Annotated in this window: 16 protein-coding genes and 5 pseudogenes; 6 read left to right on the top strand and 15 right to left on the bottom strand. The window is 63.1% G+C overall.

The features are described 5' to 3' along the window. Positions 1 to 4 precede the first annotated feature (4 nt). Entirely contained in the window at positions 5 to 1774 is a 1770-nt protein-coding gene (locus ACVWW3_RS15375) for an SDR family oxidoreductase (RefSeq protein ID WP_456649449.1), read from the top strand. Between the two features lie 24 nt (positions 1775 to 1798). On the opposite strand, the gene ACVWW3_RS15370 is transcribed toward ACVWW3_RS15375, so the two are convergent. The 12 genes and pseudogenes from ACVWW3_RS15370 to ACVWW3_RS15315 all read right to left on the bottom strand — a co-directional run bounded on the left by ACVWW3_RS15370 (position 1799) and on the right by ACVWW3_RS15315 (position 13928). After that, positions 1799 to 4210 (bottom strand): glucose/quinate/shikimate family membrane-bound PQQ-dependent dehydrogenase, encoded by a 2412-nt coding sequence (locus tag ACVWW3_RS15370; protein WP_456672009.1) that lies wholly within the window; start codon positions 4208 to 4210, stop codon positions 1799 to 1801. A gap of 5 nt (positions 4211 to 4215) precedes the next feature. Further along, positions 4216 to 4590 carry a c-type cytochrome gene (locus ACVWW3_RS15365; protein ID WP_456649450.1) on the bottom strand — a complete coding sequence of 125 codons (375 nt, stop codon included), beginning with the start codon at positions 4588 to 4590 and terminating at the stop codon, positions 4216 to 4218. A gap of 20 nt (positions 4591 to 4610) precedes the next feature. Further along, positions 4611 to 5255 carry a c-type cytochrome gene (locus ACVWW3_RS15360; protein WP_456672008.1) on the bottom strand — a complete coding sequence of 215 codons (645 nt, stop codon included), beginning with the start codon at positions 5253 to 5255 and terminating at the stop codon, positions 4611 to 4613. Further along, positions 5248 to 6087, bottom strand: coding sequence for a substrate-binding domain-containing protein (locus tag ACVWW3_RS15355; RefSeq protein ID WP_247353259.1), 840 nt, complete (start codon positions 6085 to 6087; stop codon positions 5248 to 5250). Before ACVWW3_RS15355 ends, ACVWW3_RS15360 begins: the two co-directional genes overlap by 8 nt. Beyond that, positions 6071 to 7907: pseudogene (locus ACVWW3_RS15350) on the bottom strand (methanol/ethanol family PQQ-dependent dehydrogenase). Before ACVWW3_RS15350 ends, ACVWW3_RS15355 begins: the two are co-directional and overlap by 17 nt. A gap of 110 nt (positions 7908 to 8017) precedes the next feature. Continuing rightward, a pseudogene (locus tag ACVWW3_RS15345) lies at positions 8018 to 8808 on the bottom strand (GlcG/HbpS family heme-binding protein). A 72-nt stretch (positions 8809 to 8880) separates the two neighbouring features. Further along, positions 8881 to 9804: a cytochrome c oxidase assembly protein gene (locus ACVWW3_RS15340; protein ID WP_456649452.1), complete on the bottom strand. Its 924-nt coding sequence runs from the start codon at positions 9802 to 9804 to the stop codon at positions 8881 to 8883. Next, positions 9792 to 10145, bottom strand: a complete 354-nt coding sequence (locus tag ACVWW3_RS15335; RefSeq protein ID WP_354050932.1) for a hypothetical protein — start codon at positions 10143 to 10145, stop codon at positions 9792 to 9794. The genes ACVWW3_RS15340 and ACVWW3_RS15335 overlap by 13 nt, the downstream gene beginning before the upstream one ends. Further along, positions 10142 to 10742: pseudogene (locus tag ACVWW3_RS15330) on the bottom strand (cytochrome c oxidase subunit 3). Before ACVWW3_RS15330 ends, ACVWW3_RS15335 begins: the two are co-directional and overlap by 4 nt. Beyond that, positions 10739 to 12647, bottom strand: a pseudogene (ctaD, locus tag ACVWW3_RS15325) (cytochrome c oxidase subunit I). Before ctaD ends, ACVWW3_RS15330 begins: the two co-directional pseudogenes overlap by 4 nt. Positions 12648 to 12649: 2 nt before the next feature. Continuing rightward, positions 12650 to 13633: a cytochrome c oxidase subunit II gene (gene coxB, locus ACVWW3_RS15320; RefSeq protein WP_456672007.1), complete on the bottom strand. Its 984-nt coding sequence runs from the start codon at positions 13631 to 13633 to the stop codon at positions 12650 to 12652. Between the two features lie 172 nt (positions 13634 to 13805). After that, entirely contained in the window at positions 13806 to 13928 is a 123-nt protein-coding gene (locus ACVWW3_RS15315; RefSeq protein ID WP_456649455.1) for a hypothetical protein, read from the bottom strand. Here ACVWW3_RS15315 and ACVWW3_RS15310 point away from each other — a divergent pair. The 3 genes from ACVWW3_RS15310 to ACVWW3_RS15300 all read left to right on the top strand — a co-directional run bounded on the left by ACVWW3_RS15310 (position 13927) and on the right by ACVWW3_RS15300 (position 15109). Next, entirely contained in the window at positions 13927 to 14301 is a 375-nt protein-coding gene (locus ACVWW3_RS15310) for a DUF6894 family protein (RefSeq protein ID WP_456672006.1), read from the top strand. The two genes, ACVWW3_RS15315 and ACVWW3_RS15310, sit on opposite strands and share 2 nt — an antisense overlap. 1 nt (position 14302) lies before the next feature. Next, positions 14303 to 14770: a metallophosphoesterase family protein gene (locus tag ACVWW3_RS15305; RefSeq protein WP_456649456.1), complete on the top strand. Its 468-nt coding sequence runs from the start codon at positions 14303 to 14305 to the stop codon at positions 14768 to 14770. Between the two features lie 165 nt (positions 14771 to 14935). Next, entirely contained in the window at positions 14936 to 15109 is a 174-nt protein-coding gene (locus ACVWW3_RS15300) for a hypothetical protein (protein ID WP_247353275.1), read from the top strand. 937 nt (positions 15110 to 16046) lie between these two features. Here ACVWW3_RS15300 and ACVWW3_RS15295 read toward each other — a convergent pair. Further along, entirely contained in the window at positions 16047 to 16355 is a 309-nt protein-coding gene (locus ACVWW3_RS15295; protein ID WP_456672005.1) for a hypothetical protein, read from the bottom strand. Positions 16356 to 16639: 284 nt separating this feature from the next. Continuing rightward, positions 16640 to 16838 (bottom strand): annotated as a pseudogene (locus tag ACVWW3_RS15290) (NADH-quinone oxidoreductase subunit B); the annotation flags it as partial. A 251-nt stretch (positions 16839 to 17089) separates the two neighbouring features. Between ACVWW3_RS15290 and ACVWW3_RS15285 the strand changes: the two are divergent. Next, positions 17090 to 17587: a ferritin-like domain-containing protein gene (locus ACVWW3_RS15285; RefSeq protein ID WP_247446022.1), complete on the top strand. Its 498-nt coding sequence runs from the start codon at positions 17090 to 17092 to the stop codon at positions 17585 to 17587. Positions 17588 to 17719: 132 nt separating this feature from the next. After that, complete coding sequence (locus ACVWW3_RS15280; RefSeq protein ID WP_354050923.1) at positions 17720 to 17980, top strand: hypothetical protein; 261 nt, start codon at positions 17720 to 17722, stop codon at positions 17978 to 17980. Between the two features lie 85 nt (positions 17981 to 18065). Here ACVWW3_RS15280 and ACVWW3_RS15275 read toward each other — a convergent pair whose 3' ends face one another. After that, positions 18066 to 19133 carry a UDP-glucuronic acid decarboxylase family protein gene (locus ACVWW3_RS15275; RefSeq protein ID WP_456649458.1) on the bottom strand — a complete coding sequence of 356 codons (1068 nt, stop codon included), beginning with the start codon at positions 19131 to 19133 and terminating at the stop codon, positions 18066 to 18068. Positions 19134 to 19244: the final 111 nt, after the last annotated feature.

The following is a 19244-nucleotide window of genomic DNA, read 5'->3' as shown; positions in this document are numbered from 1 at the left end:
ACTCATGCAAAGTTCCGACGCCGCCTTGTCGACCGCCTGTCTGTCACGCGTGACGGACCATATCTGGGTCGTGGACGACGCGCCGATCAGCGCCGCCGGTCTGAAACTCCCCGTTCGCATGACGGTCATTCGCCTGTCGAACGGCGATCTCGTGCTGCATTCGCCGGTGAGATATTCGCCGGCTGTCCGCGGTGAGTTGGAGCGTCTAGGCGCGATAAGGTACCTGCTGGCGCCGAATATCGCGCACTGGATGTTCCTGTCCGACTGGCAGAGGGAGCTGCCGCAGGTGACGACGTTCGCGGCGCGCGGCCTTTCGGCGCGCAGGCAAGTTCGAGCAGCACGCATCCGCATCGATCGCGAGCTCGGAGATACGACGCCTCAGGAATGGAAGGCCGACATCGAAGCCGTCTCTATAAATGCGCCGATGTTTTCCGAGATCGAGCTGTTCGACAAGCGCAGCCGTACATTGATCCTGACTGATCTCGTGCAAAACCTCGATTCCAATGATCTCAGCGCGCCAAACGAGGCTGCGGCAAACCTCCTCGGCGTCTCCAAACCGAATGGCATGGCGCCGGTCTATCTACGACTTCTGCTGCGCCTCGGCGGCCGTTCCGCGCGAGGCGCGTCCGAGCGGCTCGTACGGCTGTCTCCGGAGCGGGTGATCTTCGCGCATGGCGACTGGTTCGAAACGGAAGGGACCGAGCGCCTCCGGCGATCCCTGCGCTGGCTGCTTCCCGCGAGCGCCTCCGGATCTGAGCCGCAGCAAATGATCGGCACGCGCGTCGTCATAACCGGCGCCTCGAGCGGAATCGGGCGTGCCACGGCGCTGGCCTTCGCCGGCAGGGGCGCAAGCGTGGTCCTGGCGGCACGCCGCGGCGAAGTCCTGACGAGCCTCGCGGCGGAATGCGAGGCGCTCGGAGGCCGCGCATTGGCGATCCCGACCGATGTCACTGATGCAGAGGCGGTGCAGCGACTGGCCAGAGAGGCCGAAGACGCGTTCGGTGGCATCGACGTCTGGATCAACAACGCCGGCACGGGCGTTTTCGGGGCCTATCAGGATGCGGATATTGCGCTTCATCGCCGAACGATCGAGGTCAATCTCCTCGGCGCGATGCATGGCGCCTTCGCGGTGCTCCCGATCTTCCTCCGCCAGAACCGCGGCATCCTGATCAATAACATCTCGCTGGGCGGCTGGGCGCCGACGCCTTTTGCTGCGGCCTATACAGCGAGCAAGTTCGGCCTGCGCGGCTTCACCGCGAGCCTGCGTCAGGAGCTCAGTACTCACCGCAAGATTCATATCTGCGGCGTGTTCCCGGCCATGGTCGATACGCCGGGCTTCGTCCACGGCGCCAATATGTCCGGCCGAACGCTTGATCCCGGTCCGCTACTGTATCAGTCGGAGGACGTTGCGGAAACATTTGTGAGCCTTGTCCGCACGCCCCGTGACGAGGTCGCCGTGGGCTGGCCAGCTCGCGCCGGCCAATTTGCCTACGCGATGGCTCCGCAGATCACCGAGAATATCCTGGGAGCTGCCTTCCGCTTCCTGCTGTCGCGCGCGCACCCCGCAAAGAGCAGCGAGGGCACCATGATCGAAGCCGGTCCGCAGGGCACATCGATCGATGGCGGTTGGCTGTCACGGAAGCAACTTCCACCCGCCGGGGTGATCAGCAAGGGGCTCGCGGTGTTTGGGATCGCTGCTTGCCTGGCCTTCGCCGCCTCGAGGGTTGGTCGTGCGCCCAGACCACACGCGAGAACGAGGCGCGGCCGAGCGTGATGAGCGCCGCGCTGCTGCCTTCCCCTATTGCGATCGTTCCGGCAGCGCATAGGCCCGCACGTAATCGCCGAGCTTCGTGCCGAACGAGCCGTGGCCGCCATCGACCGTGACGACGTATTGCTTGCCACCGGCGTCATAGGTCATTGGCGTCGACTGGCCGCCGGCGGGAAGGCGGTCCTGCCAAAGCTGTCTGCCATCGCGAACGTCAAACGCGCGGATGTAGTCATCCATCGTTCCCGTGATGAAGACGATGCCGCCCGCGGTCACTAGCGGACCACCCAGCATGGGTACGCCAAGCTTGAACGGCAGGGGCAGCGGGGCCTGATCGCGGATCGTGCCGATGCGGTGCTGCCAGACCACCTTGTGCGTCTTGAGATCGATCGCTGCGATCTTGCCCCATGGCGGGGCAAGGCAGGGGATGCCGAGCGGCGACAGGAAAATGCCGAGATCGACGCCATAGGGGGCACCGTACATCGGCTGCACGCCGAGCTCGGTGCCCGGCGGATGCGCAGCGTTCGGCGCGGCCGGGTTGTCCTTTCCGCGCGGCACCAGGCGCGAGATGAAGGGAATGGATTGAGGGTTCGCGATGGCGATCTGGCGCTGCGGATCGACGGCAATGCCGCCCCATTCGAACATGCCGAAGTCTCCGGGAAACACCAGCGTCCCTTGTTCCGACGGCGGGGTGAACGGCCCCTCATAGCGCAGGCGCTTGAACTTGATGCGGCAGGCGAGCTGGTCGAACATCGTGCTGCCCCACATCTGCGCGTCGGTCAGCATGCCGGAGGGGCGGAAGCTCAGCTCCGAAAAAGGCTGGGTTGGCGACAGCCGGTCTCCATTCGCGGCGCCCTGCGGCACCGGCTTTTCCGGCGCGGGCACCAACTGACGCCCGTCGCGGCGGTCGAGCACGAAGATGTCGCCGGTCTTCGCCGGGATGTAGATCGCAGGCGTCACGCCGCCGTTAGAGCGCAAATCGACCAGACTCGGCTGCGAGGGCATATCCATGTCCCAGAGATCGTGGTGCACGTTCTGGAACGACCAACGCAGTTTGCCGGTCATGACATCGAGCGCAATCAAGGCCGAATCGTAACGCTCGTTTTCGGGCGAACGGCCGCCGCCCCAGATATCCGGAGAGCTCGAGCCGAGCGGCACGTAGACGAGTCCGAGATTTTCGTCGACCGCGGAAATGCTCCACGAATTTGGTGAGCCGGCTGTAAAATGATGCGAGGCCGATGGCATCTCGTTCGGGTCGGGATTGCCGGCATCGAACGCCCAGATCAACCGCCCTGAGTAGATGTCGAAGCCACGGATCACGCCCGACGGCACGCGATCGGAATAGTTGTCGATCACCGCTCCGCCGACGATCAGCACCTTGTCCGTGACGACGGGCGGCGAGGTGCCCTCGTAGAAGCCGAGCGTCTGGATCTCGCTGCCTTGCTTGAGGTCGATCTGTCCTTTGTTGCCGAAGCTCTCGCAAGGCACGCCGCTCTGCGCATCCAGCGCGAACATCCGTCCGTCGTTCGTCGGTATGAAAATGCGCTCCGCACAATTGCTCGGCGCCGGCGTGCCGTCGGCGGTCAGCGCGCCGGGCTTGGTGGCGTGATAGGACACGCCGCGGCAGGTCATGTGCTGGAAAGCCTTGTTGTGCTGAACCTGCGGGTCGAACTTCCAGCGCAGTTTTCCGGTCGCGGCTTCGAGCGCGAACACGATCTGGTGCGGCGAACAGGTGTAGATGAGATCACCGATCTTGAGCGGGGTCGACTGGTTGGTGATCTCGTCGGGATCGTCCGGGCCCTTGTGGTCGCCGGTGCGGAATTCCCAGGCGAGCTTGAGGTCCTTGACGTTGTCTTTGGTGATCTGGCTCAGCGACGAGAAGCGCGTGCCGAAGGCGCTGCCGCCATAAGCCGTCCAGTCCTGGCCGGCAGCGGCCGGTGCCGGCGCGGACGAGGCAATGGCGCCCGTTGTGTCGCTCTCTGGTATGGTGCCTGCAAGATCGTGGCGATCGCTCGTCAGGGAAATGCCGACAACGACGGCCGCAGCGACCAACGCAAGGCCAAGCGCCCATCGCGCGCCGCGCAAGCGAGGCGCCAGACGGGACGCGATGAAGGGCAGCATCAGCCATAGGCCCAGCGGCGCGAGCACGTCGCCGCGCGGCGCCAACGACCAGAAATCGAGGCCGACTTCCCAGATCGCCCACGCCATCGTTCCGGCCAGCAGCGCGGCATAAATCCAGAGCGCCTCGGCACGGCGGCGCGCGAGCAGCCAGCTCGTGAGCAGAAGCATGATGCCCGCGATCAGATAGTAGACGGAGCCACCGAGGGCCGCCAGCCAGGCACCGCCGGCGAGGAGGCCCAGTCCCATGATAGCCACGACGACACTGGTGATGGCCAGCAATGGCGCGTCACGGAACCAGTTCGTCGAACGATGTGTCGGAGTCATGATGGTCACTTCAGCGTATAGAGAAAGGCCGCGATGTCCCGCGCGTCCTTCTGCGGGATACCCATCCTCGGCATGGCATTGCCCGGCAATGCCCTCTGTGGATCCTCGATCCAGTCAGCCATGTTGTCCGGCGAGTTCTGGATGTAGCCGGCGATGTAGGTCCGCGTGCCGCTCCGATGCAAGGGCGGGCCGACGTTACCGTCCGCACCGGCAATGCCGGGAATATCGTGACAGGCGCCGCATTTGTATTGCTTGACGAGGTCAGTGCCACGGCGCGCATCGCCTGTGAAATTGTCCGGGCCCGCAGCCTTGCCTTCGCAGGCGGCGGTTGCCATGGCCAGCAGCGAGGCGGCTAACAATCGTGTGCCCGAACTCACCATCGGCTGCTCCGCTTTACCGGTCAGGGCTTTTGGCCGAAATTGAAAGTCTTGGTGGCGGACCAGGGATCTGTCGTCGAGACCTGCTCGGTCGGGACTTGCTCCATTTCAGGCGACAGTGGGTTCGCCGAGAAAGTCCGGCCCCATTGATGGCTCGGCTCGTTGCTGATCTTGCCGATATAGGTGACGAGGTCCCAGATCACGCTGTCAGGCAGCACGCTGCCCCAGGCCGGCATTCCGTTCGGCCGTCCCTGATAGATCGAGAGATAGATGTTTTCGGGCTGCGAGCCGTAGGTAAAGGTGTTGTTGCTCAGCGCCGGCCCCATGCCGCCGCCGCCATTGGGCGCGTGGCAGCCGACGCAGTTGAAGTTGACGTAGTAGGTCATGCCGCGCTGCTCCGCATTGGGATCGCCTTGCACGGGGTTCTTGATTTGCGGCGGATCGGGTTGCGCGCCCGGGAAGAGGGTGGTGACCGGGACTTGCATGAATACGCCTGGCCTGCCATTGCCGACACTGCCACCGAAATTCGGGCGTGAAGCCAGCGTCGGCATCTGCGCCTCCTGCGACTGCGGCAGTGTCTGTTGGGCAAGTCCGGCGCCGTTCGGCACACGGCGGCCAGCAGCAACGATAGGGCGCTCGCGCGCAGGGCTGGAGCAGACATCACTCATGTCCTCCGGACGCCGTGACCGGCCTGTCAACCAGCGGCACCCCGTAACTTCGCAGCAGCGAGGTGATCTCGGGTCGATGGCCGTCGATGAACGCATTCAGCCGGTCGCGCAGGGCGTCGTCGCCTTTGCGCACGCCCATGGAGATGGCGAACTGGAACTGCTGGGGCGCAAAGCGCTCGTAGTCCTGGATCGGCGTGACAGTCAGCGGCACGGCTGAGCGCTGCGCGAAATAGCCGGCCAGCGGCCCCCAGACGGCGGCGACATCGATCCCGCCGCTTTCGACCGCTTCGATCAGGCGCGCCGGCGGATCGGCCTGGCGATAGTCGCCGTAAATCGAGTAGCCGCGGACATTGTCGACAATGCCCTGTTCGCCGAGCGCCTGCGCGGGCGGTGGATTGTTGCCGTCGTCGCCGATCAGATGCACGCCGATCACGAGGCGATGCAAGCGCGGGTCGAGCAGCGACGAAAGATCGAGGTGCTGGTCCTGCCGCGTGACGAACACGTAACTCGATCGATAATAGGGCTTGGTCGTCTCGGCGAGATCATAGCCGGACGGCACACCCATGACGACGTCGCATTTGCCGGCTTTCAGTGTGTTGCGGATGAAGCCGCGGCGCTGCGCCCACCAGGTGTATTGCACCTGCTTGCCGAGGTCTTCGGCCACCATCGCTGCAAGCTTATTTTCAAATCCAGCCTCGGCGCTGTTCGAGAATGGCAGATTGTTCGGATCGGCACAGACGCGAAATTCACCATCCGCCGTTGCGGCCGCAGCGGTTGAGAGCCCGAGCAGGATGACGAGGGGGATGACGGAATAACTATTTCGCAGGCGCATGGCTGGTGCCCTCACCATTCGCGCCGCCGAGCTTGAACACCAGCAGCTCGCTCCCGCCGGCGGTATAGAACGGCAAATCCTGCGTCGCACCGGTAAAGCCAAGGGCGCTGTTGCGCACCCGCGGATCGACCTCGGCGTTCGCCACCACCCCCGGCCAGCCGCCGACGCCCGAAAGGATCGCGATGTATTGCTGTCCGTCGGACCCGCGATAGGAGATCGGCTGGCCGATGAACCCGGAGCCGGCACGGAATTGCCAGAGCACGTGTCCATCCTTGGCATCCACCACTTTGAACAAGCGATCCATGGTGCCGTAGAACGCGACGTCCCCGGCTGTCACCAGAGCGCCGCTCCAGACCGGGAGCTTCTCATGGATCTCCCAGACCTTCTTGCGTGCGACGGGGTCCCACGCCATGAACTCGCCGCGATACCCGCCGGGGCCGGCATACATGTCGACGTCGGCGCCGACATAGGGCGTGCCGGCGATGTAGCCGACTTGAGAAGCCTTGAAGCTCATACAGAGGTGCTGGTGCGGCACGTAGAGGAGTTTTGTGCGCGGTGACCACGCCGTCGGCTGCCAATCCTTGGCGCCGGGCGCGCTCGGGCAGATGTTCTCGACCGTCTTGCCGATAAGTGGCGTCTTCTCCTCGTTCGGGATGATCTTGCCGGTCTTCAGATCGACGCCCTTGTAGGTGTTGACGAAGTCATACGCGTCCGCCGAGATCACTTCTCCGGTGGCGCGGTCCATGACGTACATGTAGCCGTTGCGGCCGGGATGGATCAGCACCTTGCGCGGCTGGCCATTCAGTTCGAGGTCGACGAGCACGTTCTCGTTGATCTCGTCGTGGTCGAACAGATCGTGCGGGTTGACCTGGTAGGCCCATTTGGCGCGCCCAGTGTCGGGGTCGCGGGCAAAGATTGTGGTGCTCCAGAGATTGTCGCCGCTGCGCTGGTTCGCGTTCCAGGGACTTGGATTGGCAGTACCGTAGTAGATCAGGTTCAGATCGGGATCGTAGGAGATCCAGCCCCAGACCGTGCCGCCGCCGACCTGCCAGCGGTCGGCGGGCCAGGTCTTCACGCCGAGATCCTGGCCTTCGAGATTATCGTAGAACGGCTTGAAGTCGTCGCCGATCAGCACGTCCTTGTCAGGACCGGTCGAATAGGCACGCCAAGCGATAGCTCCGGTGTTCTCGTCGAGCGCGGTCACCCAGCCGCGCACGCCCAGTTCGCCGCCGCTGTTGCCGACGAGAATCTTTCCTTTCACCACGATGGGAGCCATCGTGATCGTTTCGCCCTTGTTGATCTCGCCGAGCTTCGTGTGCCAAAGCTCTTTGCCGGTCTTGGCATCGATGGCTACGGTGTGGTTATCGAGCGTGTTGAGGAAGACCTTGCCATTGTCGAAGGCGAGTCCGCGATTGACGACATCGCAACAGGCAACGCCCGCGGCAGCGGGCTCCGGCTTCGGTGCGTAGGACCATTTCAATTCACCGGTCGTGGCATCGAGTGCGAACACACGGTTGGGATAGGGGCCCGCATAGGGGCCGACCACATACATGGTGCCGTCCACCACGAGCGGCGCCGCCTCCTGGCCTCGATCGGCGCCGACCGAGAAACGTCCACGCAAGCTGGAGGCGCGAAGCATTGGTGGCGTTGATCTGGTCGAGTTCGCTGTAGCGAGTGTTGGCGTAGTCGCGCGCCGCCATGGGCCATTGGCCCGGGTCCTTCATGCGGCTGGCCAGATCGGTTTGTGCCGAGGCGGACGACAGCAATGCGCAGGACGCGCAAACGACACTCAGCGACCGCGTAAGGCCACGCACTAACATTTGTCAAGATCTCCACGGCGGTGATGGGACCGTGCCGCGTTGCAGGTCGGCTTGCGAACGTACAAACGTTGCGCCTCCGCTTGGTTCCAAAGTCCGACGTTGACGGAGCGCTATCTCACCACATTGCCCGAAACGCCCGCGCCGAGATCTACCGCGATCTGATCCTCCTTGCCGTTGCACTTGGGGTGACCAAATCCCGACGGACTTTTGCCGTCAGGCCCGATGTCGTAGATGATCGCGTCTTTCATGTTCGGGCTGACGCCGGCCGGCACGCGGTCAAGTCCGAGCAGGTGACGCACGCGCCAGGCGACGTTGTGATCGGCGCAGGAGCTGTCACCGCTGACGCCTAGCGCACCGGCGACGCCGTTGCCGTCGTAGAGTGCCAGCCCGCCTCCGAAGACGATCACGCCGCCGACAGGCCTGCCGACCATCGGATCGTGGGGCGTCCCGAATTCGTCCGGAGTGCCGGCGTACAGAACCTCCGGGATGGAGGGTTGCTGAGAGCCGCGCCGAACAGGAATCCTCCAGGTTGCGCGCCCGCGTAGAGATTGGCCGTGGCCATCGCCTTGTCCTTCAGGCTGAACGCATTGGCAGTATTGGCCTTTTCGGCTGCGATCGCACGGCTGCCAAGCCACTGATCATCGGCCTTGCGGCCGCTGTAGGCGACTGCGCAGACAACACCCTGTCGATTGACGACAGCTGCCCATTCGTTGTTGTCGAGGCCTCCGTTGCTCGGGCCGCCGCCCGGCTTGACGCTCTTCTTGAGGATATCTGCGAGCTTGTCATGGTCGACCGGACACGACATGCCTGGCTGGGGTTGGTCCTGCGCGTTCAAAACTGCAGGCAACAAGAATGCCGCGGTAAAGATAGCCGTTGCCGCCATGACGGATCGTTTTTCCATGTGGCCTCCGTGGAGTGTCGCAATCGGCAGGCGAACGTTCGAGGAGAAGTGGCGGTTCCTATGCAGCGTCGCTCAGCCCGGATGTTGAACGAGCGGCAGGTGGGAGTGGCCATCGTTCGCAGTCAGCCACCGGTGAGCAAAGAACAACGCCGCTCCTGTGTAGAGTATGCCCATCGGCACCCACATGAGGATGCCGGCGAGCTGCTGGTCCTCGAGTGCCGAGAGGCCGAATTCGCCGGCGAGGGCGCCTTGGCCCGGGATCCAGAGCCGCGTCGACACAGTCAGCAAGGCCCCGAGCACGCCGGAATGCAGGATGGTGATGAACAGGCAGGCGACCGCGATGCCGTCGCGAATTCGGATGCTGCGGCCCTGGCCCCGACCGTGCAGCAGCACCCACCAGAACAAGAGCGCGGTCGCAAAAAAGCTGATGTGCTGGAGGCGATGGACCGCGGAATTCTCCAGTGCCCAGGCGTAGAGGGGTGGTGCATGCCAGATCCACAGCGCTGCGCCGTGGAGAATGGTCGCGCTCATGGGGTGGCTCACAAAACGCCACGGCCACGCCAGCACCGGCAGATTGAGCATGCGACCCGCCGCCGGGCGAAGCCGGGCTGGCAGGCTCCACAGCAGCGGGCCATTGATCCGGGCGAACGCCATCAGCGGTGCCGCGACGACCATGAGCAGTTCGTGCTCGACCATATGCGCAGTGAACAGGCGCTCGCCGAGCCAGTGCAGCGGGGAGGTCACGGCAAGAGCTGCGACCAGCCATCCGGTCCAGAACGCCGCGACCTGGCGGAAGCTGACGCCGCGGCCACCTCCCGCATGGTGCCAGAGCCGCTGCGTTCCAACATAGACGCCGATCCCCACCGCGTAGAGCGGGGCCATCAGCCAAGGGTCGTAGCTCCACAGCGAGCCGGGATCGACATCCGATAGTCCGTGCGCATCGGCCCGACCCGCGAGCAGCGCAAGCAGCAGTGCTGCAAAGCTCAGCGCAGGCATGGGCTGATCATGAGCGACGCGGCGAGCTGGTTCGCAATCACCAGCGCGAACAGCACGCCGGAGCCGACGCCGAGCCAGGCCATGAACGTTCTGGGCCCGCCACCCCGCGCATCCGTCCATCCAGCCTCCGCGCTGCGCCGAACCGCACGGGCCGAAATCAGCGCGCCTGCAAGCGAGACGATAGCGAGAACCGCGCTCACAATCGCGCCGCTCGTCCTGGTCTTTTCGCAGGAGAAATGCTCGAGGACGTAGACGCCTTGCAAATTGATGGCCCACGCGATGGGCCCGAGCGCAACGCCGGCCCAGTAAAGCAACCTGGAATGTCCGTCAGCTTCGGTCATAGGCGCGGTATCCAATCGAGCAGGACGTAAAGCGGCAGCCAGGCGAGCACGACGAAGTTCCAATAGAACACGTTGTCGGTCACGTCGCTGAAGCGGCGCGGTTTCGCATGGCGCGTGAACATCAGTACGGCCAGTACGACCGTGTCGCCGACATCGGTGGCAAGGTGGGTCGTGTGCAGTCCCAGAATGAGCCACACGATCGAGCCGTAGGCGGAATTATCCCAACGGGTGTTGAGATGTGCGAATTCGAAGCCGCGCAGCACCAGAAGCGCGATGCCGATCGCGGCCATCACGATCAGGCAAATGCGGACCTTTGCGAGATCCTGCCGATGCGCCACACGGCTGGTATATTCGTTGGGTATGATGCTGAGCAGATAGATCACGGTCTCGGCCGTGCCCGGCCAGAGATCGGGCGGCGAGGCGCCGATCGGCCAAGTTGGGTTGACGGCGTAGAGGTAGAGATAGGCGCCGATGGCAATGGCAAAGCCCATGCCTTCGAGCGCCATAAAGCCCATGGCGCCCCACCACGGTCCGCTGCGTGGGCCGTAACCGTTAAGTCGGCAGTTCAGCGACATTGCGGACGATGGTCTGTCTCACTCCTCGTCCTCCTTGCTGCCGGCCGGCCAGAACCAGCCGATCAAGGTGACGGCCATCGGCGGCGTGCCCCAGAGCACCGCCCAGGGCGTGAAGATCGAGCCGATGAAGAACACCGTCGTCGCGATGGCGGCGAGCAGCGGCCAGATGCTCGGCTCGGGCGAAGCCTCGCGGATCTGCGGCTCCGCTTCTGCGAGCGAGGTCAACAGGATTTCGCGCCGCTCGGCACTCAGACCCGCGACCACGGGCAGGCTCTCGCTGTCGGCCCACAGCGGATCGCGGTGCTTGACCACCGGAATGCGGTCGAAATTCTGCGGCGGAGGCGGCGAGGAGGTGGCCCATTCCAGCGTCGAGGCATTCCAGGGGTTGTCGCCCGCGAGCTCACCCTTGCGCAGGCTGTAGATCACATTGACCAGAAGCAGCGCGAAGCTGAGCGCGAAAATGAGGGCACCGCCGCTGGACAAGAGGTTCAAATGCGCCCAGTCCATGTCGGCCGTGTAGGTGTAGACCCGGCGCGGCATTCCGATCAGCCCGAGGATGTGCATCGGAAAGAACGCGACGTTGAAGCCGATGAAGGCCAGCCAGAAATTCCAGCGCCCGAGTCTTTCGCTCAGCATGCGGCCGGCGATCTTGGGAAACCAGTAATAGACGGCGCCGACCAGCGGGAACACAGCGCCACCGATCAGGACATAGTGGAAGTGGGCTACGACGAAATAGGTGTCGTGTACCTGGGTGTCGATCGGGACCGAAGCGACCATCACGCCGGATAGCCCGCCGAGCACGAAGATCACCATGAATCCGATCACGAACAACAGCGGCGTCCGGTAAACCGGGCGTCCATCCCAGAGCGTCGCCAGCCAGCAGAAGATCTGCAGCCCGCTCGGCACCGCGATCAGCATGCTGGACGCCGTGAACAGGCCAGCGCCGAGTTGGGGCAGGCCCGTGACGAACATGTGGTGGACCCACAGGCCAAACGACAGGAAGCCGGTCGCGATCAAGGAGAGAATGACGATGGGATAGCCGATCACCGGCCGGCGCACGAACGTCGCGAGGATCGCCGAGACCATCCCCGTTCCCGGAATGAATATGATGTAGACTTCGGGGTGGCCGAAAAACCAGAACAGGTGCTGCCAGAGCAGGGGGTGGCCACCCGAGGAGGAATCATAGAAGCGGGTGTTGACGAGGCGATCCAGGATCAATGACGTGGACGCGACCATGATCGACGGCATCGCGAACATCACCAGAAAGCTTGTGACCAGCATGGCCCAGACGAACAGGGGAATGCGGTCCAGGGTCATGCCCGGCGCGCGGAGCTTGAACACAGTCACGACGATCTCGACGGCGACCGCGAGCGCCGCGACCTCGGTAAAGGTGATCATCTGCGCCCAGACATCGGCCCGCTTGGTCGGTGTGAACTGCAGGCTGGAGAGGGGAACATACGAAAACCAGCCGACATCGGAGGCCGGCGTTGAACAGGAAGGAGATCCACAGAAAGCAACCGCCGAACAGAAACATCCAATAGCTGAAGGCGTTCAGTCGCGGAAAGGCGATGTTCCGCGTACCGACCATCAGCGGCACCAGATAGACGGCGAACGCCTCCATGACCGGCACGGCGAACAGAAACATCATCGTCGAGCCGTGCATCGTGAAGATCTGATTGTACTTGTCCGCCGAGAGAAAAGTCTTCTCCGGCCCCGCAAGCTGAACGCGCATCAGGATCGCAAGAATGCCGCCGAGAAGCAGGAATGCGAATGCAGTCACGATGTAGCGACGTCCCACGACCTTGTGGTCGACCGACATGAGCGCGCCGACCAGTCCGGACGGCGTGCGCCACACTTTCTCCAGTTGCGTGGAAAGCTGAAGGCCATTCAGGACGTCGTCCCGCAACTCATTCGGTTCAGCGGCCATGCTCACTTGAGCTGCTCCAGATAATGAAGGATCGCGATGAGCTCGCCCGATTGCAGCGGCATCTTCGGCATGAGGTTGCCCGGCTTGACGTGCTGAGGATCGGCGATCCAGGCGCCGAGCGTCGCCGGGGTATTCGGCAGCGTTCCCGCCGTGATGGTCGTGCGGCTGCCGATATGCGTGAGATCCGGGCCGAGCTGCCCGCCGGCCAGTGTGCCGCTGATGTTGTGACACAAGGCACAGCCGCGGGCCCGGAAGAGAGCCTCGCCCTGCTTGCCGAGCTGATCCGCGGGGCTGTTCGCGCTCTGATTCTCACGATCGCGCCACCGGCCGAACTCGTCCGGCGGTAGCGCGATCACCGCGAAGGCCATGTGCGCGTGCTGAAGTCCGCAGAACTCGGCGCATTGTCCGCGATAGACGCCGGCGTTTTTCGCGGTGAATTGCAACTCGTTCTTTTGCCCGGTGATGAGGTCCATCTTCCCGGTCAGGCTCGGCACCCAGAAGCTGTGGATCACATCTGCGGATTCCAGCTCGACCTTCACTGGCTGGCCGGTCGGGATCCGGATCTCGTTCGCGGTTACGAAACTCCGATGCGGACTGTCATCCTCATAGCGAACCTCCCACCACCATTGGTGTCCGATGATCTTGAGCGTGAGGGCGTTCTCGCCCTTGGCGAAGACGATGCGCTGTCCGGCATAGCTGACGAAGGAGAGGCCGAGCACGATCACCGTGGTTGCAACGCCCAGCCCAATGATGACTCGGCCCGTGCGTTCTTCGAAGGCTTGATGGAGATCGAGCGGCTGATCGGCCAAGCGCTTCCGGCGCAACATTCCGAGGGCGAGCACGATTACGACTGCGATCCAGACGATCGCAGCGACCGCGAGAAAGATGAATAGCGTATGCAGGATCTGCTCGGATTGCGGCCCTTGCGGGTCGAGCGTCGACTGCCGGCCGGCACACGCAGCAAGCGGCCAAGTCGTGCACAGCACCAAGACAATTCGCACCCAGACTGGCATAGACGCTCGCGGTTCCCCTTCACAGGCGGGAACTGGCCGATCCTACAAAGGTTCCTATCTGCTGTTGGAGCGAGCCGCGCGCAGCCTTTGCAAGAGAGCTTAGAAGAAAGAAGATATGTCCAACGTTGCTCGTCAGACCGCGAATTTAGAATGGCCATCCCCTGACGGCGATGAAGATAACCGCATCACCCGCGGCCATGAGCAGCAAGACGGCGAGGACGGCGGTGACCGCTCCGGGCTGGACTAACACGCGTAGTTCGTCGAGCATGGGTCTATCCAGTTCCGAACGTCCTCAGCAGCAATGTCCCGGTGACCCGCAGGTTCCTGAACGTGCCAGAAGTCCACGCGCCCGCGCCGGAACGAAGGTTTGGGATCGCGCGTTTCTGCGACAGATGCGAGGGGGCGACGTGCCGCACTATCATTTTGACCTGGTGGATTCGAAAACCGTAGCTGACGAAGAGGGCGCCGACTTGCCGGATGACATCCAGGCTCTCGATGTCGCCGAGGAGATCGCCAAGCGGCTCCTGAAGGAGCGTCCCCCGAGCTTGAGGGCCGTCACTTCTCGATCCTCGTCACCAATCGGGACGGCGAAGAGATCGGCCGGGTACCACTGGATGTCCTGCACTGAAGTTGCGACATGACATGACGTTCAAGCTTGGAGTGATCTCCGACACGCATGGACTACTGCGGCCGGAGGTGGAGCGCTGCCTCACGGGCGTGTCGCACATTATCCATGCGGGCGATATCGGCGCTCCCGATGTTGTGGAACACCTTCGCCGGATTGCGCCTGTTACAGCCATCAAAGGCAATGTCGACAAGGGCGAGTGGGCAAAATGCTACTCCACAACTGAAACGGTGCGCCTTGCGGGGCGCTTCTTCTACATCTTGCACGATCTCAGGGAGCTGAAGGCAAACCCCGCCCAACGAGGAATCGACATTGTAGTTTCCGGCCACTCGCATCGGGTGAAAATCGACACAATCGGCGGAATACTGTTTCTAAATCCGGGGAGTGCCGGACCGAGGCGCTTCAAGCTGCCGATTACGCTGGCAACGCTCGATCTGGATGAGAGCGGCGAACTGCGGCCCACCGTTCACGAGCTCGGCAGGTGAAAACGTGGAGGTGCGACCTACCAGCTCCCGTCATCATCACCTTGGACAACCCGGGCCGGAATCGTTCGTTGCTAAGGACAGACGTCAGTACAAGCGCGAGGAACGACCGTAGCCGCATCTCATTGGTCTGCATGATGGTTGTGAAGACCCAAAAAGGAGCACGCAATGTCAAAAATGCCCCCCGTACCGGCAGAGCAGCGCAGCGACAAGGGACCCGGTTCAGATCCAAAGACCGAGACCAACGAAAAAATCCCCAGCCGCGAGAACTTCGACACCCAGGGACGTCAAGGCAACATCAAGCAGAACACCACAAACCAAGGCTACCAGCAGGATCGATGATGCCCCACAAGAACTCTGAAACCGAACGGTTCGGTGGACCCGGGTCCTCCCAGCAGGATCGCAAGCATCCTGAAAAGGGAGGGCGCGAACATGAAGCCCCGACGCCGGGGGCTCCCACAAATGACCGGAAGTCACACGTCTCAGGAGGCGGTGGTGAGCGCGATGAGCATCACACGCACGACGATCGTCACAGGAGCTGAGACATTGGCCCACAGGAACGTGCGACCCGTTCCAGAAGACGATGGAGAAAAATGATGCGCAAGATCAGTTCTGCTATGATGCTGGTCGCCCTGTTGGCCTGCGGCTCGACAGGCACCGCTTGGGGGCAGGGCGGCGGCGGCGGCGGCAGTTCGGGGGGATCGGGCGGGGGCGGAAGCGCGAGCAGCACCAGTGGCGTCGGCATCGGGGGCGCTTTGGGCGGCGGGACTTCGGCGACAACCAGCCAAACCGGCAGTTTGCCGTCTGACAGAGGGAACGCCGGCGACGCGTCCCGGGGCACAGCGGCCAGCGGGACAAATGCAGCAGGAACGGCTCAATCGAGCGGGGGCCCGCAAGGATCGACCACCGTCGGCCGACCCGGCAACCTCGCGGAGCGGAACCAGCAGCGGACGGATCGATGGAACGGCGACACCAGGTCCGTCGATGCAAGGCGACGCGGAAATCCGGTCTGAAAATTCCCAGGGCTCCACCGTGGATCGAAAGATCAAAAGCATCTGCAAAGGATGCTGACCGGGATCAGGACGCCGGCTTCGCCGGCGTCCAATAACGGTCTTCGTCGTCTTGACGTTTCGGAATCCGGCGAGCACGGCTTGATGTTGAGCTCGTCCTCAAGAGCGGGCTGGCCTTCGCAATCTTCGACCAGCCCGGCTTCGTCGTCCCTTTTCAACGTTTCCTCTTTGGTCGGAAAGTGCGGCTTCGAGACCCCGGACCGCGAACGCTAACGACGCGGCATGGTGCCGTTGGACGGCGGAGTCGTCTCGTTGCGCATGCCGGAAGGACTGGAGGCGCCTTGGCCGCCCCGCTCGACATGCGTAATGCCGCCACCGCCGCCGCCGGCTCCAGCACCGCCAGCGCTACCGCCACCAGCACCGGCGCCGCCCGCGCCTCCAGCACCAGCGCCGCCGGCTCCGCCGCCAGCGCCACCACCGGCACCGCCCGCGCCACCGGCACCTTGCGCGAATGCTGCGCCGACTGAAGCGCCTGCGAGCATCGCGGCCGTGAAGATCATCAAGATTGTCTTACGCATGCTGTTTCTCCTTGAGCTTTCAATGTCGAACCAATCATGAGCGGCATCGACCGTTCCTACGCACGCAAATTCATTCGGCGTTGCCGTCGTCATCGACGGCACACGCTGTCTCAACGGCGGTATTGCGAAGGCACGGCAACTTCATCGAACCGTTCAGCAAGGGCCTCGAGAGCGGCGCGCGTCTCCGGACCTTGCATGGCCGCGCCGTGTCCGGTGATGGCGATCTCGGCAGCAAGTGGCGCAAGAGCACGCAGCGACGTCTTCGCACTTTCCCAATCCGGGGTGGCCATCTTGTTGGTCAGGGTGCCGGCCACGATGATCACGTCGGATTGGCGTGGTGATGCTCGCGGCGCGAATCCGAAGCGTTCCGCGTCATAGCGCGGCATTGACATCTGCATCATCTCGACCGCGCAGCAGGCAAGCCCGAACTCCTCCGCTGTTGCCGAAGAAACCCTTGTCGGCAAGATTGTCGCGGATGCTCATGAAATAGGGATCGGAGGCGTTGGCCGGCTGTCCCTGAGCGCTGTGGCTAGTTGGGATGCGACCACACGCTCTGGGAAACCGCAGCTCGTCGGCGGCGTTCCTGCGGCGACGAATTGTATTTGTGTTCTGTTATCGCAGGTTAGCCTTAGGCGGAAGACCAGAGCCTGCACGGTTACCCAGATATCCGGTAGGAACGATCCGCGAAAATTGCGGTTGGGCCGCAGCAAGGCCAATGAGAAGGAGAACAGGAAATGGCTAACGTAGCACGCGATACATTCGTGGTCGGACTAAGCAATGCGCACGCGATGGAAGTGCAGGCAAGGGAGCTGATGGAACGTCAGTCGGAACGGCTGGATGAATATCCTGAGGTGAAGGCGAAAGTCGTCGCTCACCTTCAGGAGACCAACGAACAGCTCAAGCGGCTCGAGAGATGTCTGGAAGCTTGCGGCGAAAACTCCTCCAGCCTCAAGGATACGACCCAATCCGTGATGGCGAACATGCAGGCTATGGCGCACTCTGTCGCCGGCGACGAGATTCTCAAGAACACCTTCGCCAACAACGCGTTCGAGAACTTCGAGATCGCTGCCTACAAGTCTCTGCTCGCCCTCTGCGGCGCCGCCGGGGTGGCTGAAGCAAAGGATCTGCTCGAGACGTCCTTGCAGGAAGAGCAGCGCATGGCCGCCTGGATCGACTCAAACGTCGAGAAGGTGACGATGGAATATCTGGCGCATCAGCGTCAGGCGACGTGACGCCATCCGGTCGCCGCTACAGGCAAGCCGCCGGTCCCGCTTGCCGCGAGACCGGCGGCTTGGCGGTTGCTGAACTCGGCTGTTTGTGCAGAGACCTGCAGGAACGATACACACCATTTTAGCTGGGCTGTGATGACGAAAATTATCTTCAGCGACTATGGCAATCTCGCCGCCGAGCAGGCTTACGAGATCGCGTGGGACTTTCTCGCCCGTGGCGGGGCTATCAGCGATGAATTCGAGACGTGCGTATTCCTGGCGCAGCGTATCACCATGATGGTCGACGAAGGCCAGACCAACCGGATTCGGATGGCCAATCGCGCCATCTCCGAATACGAGCACTACGTTGAGGACCTCGACAAGCCCATCCGTCGCGCGGCCAATTCGCGCTCGTGACAGAGTCAGGCGCCAGCGTGGCCAGACCAACCAGCTCACGCTCCGGTCGCCGTCGCATTTGCGGGTTCCTCGTCCGGTGGCTGGATCACCCCTGATCGGCAATCGTCAACCGGCCGCGTGCAGTGGTACGTCCGCTCCTGCGAGGTGCAGCGGCCGGAACAAGCGTCGGCGCTTCGCCGGCTATGCGCATGGCGAAATACGCGATGGTCGCCCGGAGACCGTCCTTGAGCGCCACGCGCGGGCGCCACCCCAACACCTTCACGGCTGTGTCAATGACAGGCTTGCGCCGCTTCGGATCGTCTTTCGGCAGCTCCTCGAACCGAAGCGGGGAGGCTGACTCTGTATACGCCAGCACGTCGCGGGCAATCGCCTCGATCGTAACCTCGTGCGGATTACCCAAATTGCAGGGCCCGGTGACTGATGATGGACTCTCCATGAGCAGCTGGAGGCCGCGCACGAGATCGTCGACGAAGCAGAAGCTTCTGGTCTGCGTACCACCGCCATAGATCGTGATCGGCTCTCCGCGCAGTGCCTGCACGATGAAGTTGGAGACGACGCGCCCGTCGTTCTCCAGCATTCGCGGGCCGTAGGTGTTGAAGATGCGCGCGATCTTGATCTCGACCCCGTACATGCGATGGTAATCGAACATCAGCGTTTCCGCGGCCCGCTTGCCTTCGTCGTAGCAGGCTCGGGGTCCGATCGCGTTGACGTTGCCGAGATAGGATTCTGGCTGGGGATGCACCTCGGGATCGCCGTAGACCTCGCTTGTCGATGCCTGCAGCACTCGGGCGCCCTTCCGACGCGCGAGCTCCAGCATGTTGATGGTGCCAAGCACGCAGGTCTTCATCGTGCCGACCGGATCTTTCTGGTAATGACGGGGCGACGCCGGGCAGGCGAGGCTGTAGATCCCGTCGATATCGCCCTCGATCTCGACGGGATCGCGTACGTCATGTTCGATGAAGCGAAAATTCGGATGATTGAGCAGCGGCCGGATATTGCCGATCGTTCCCGTGAACAAATTGTCGAGGCAGATTACCGTGTGGCCGCGTTGCAAAAGCGCGTCGCAGAGGTGGGATCCGATGAAGCCGGCGCCGCCGGCGATCAGCACCGTCGGGGAGCGGCGGGACGCCTGGATGCGGGTCTGAAGTGTCATGGCGCTGCCTTTCAGAGTTCTGCGACCTGCAAGGGACGCGATACGGGACGCCGCGCTGTTCTGCGGCACCGACCGATCGGAGGCCTCGGTGTAGTACGTCTCGAGCTGCCG

Source organism: Bradyrhizobium sp. LM2.9 (genome assembly GCF_054056555.1).
This window is presented reverse-complemented; position numbering and strand designations above follow the sequence as displayed.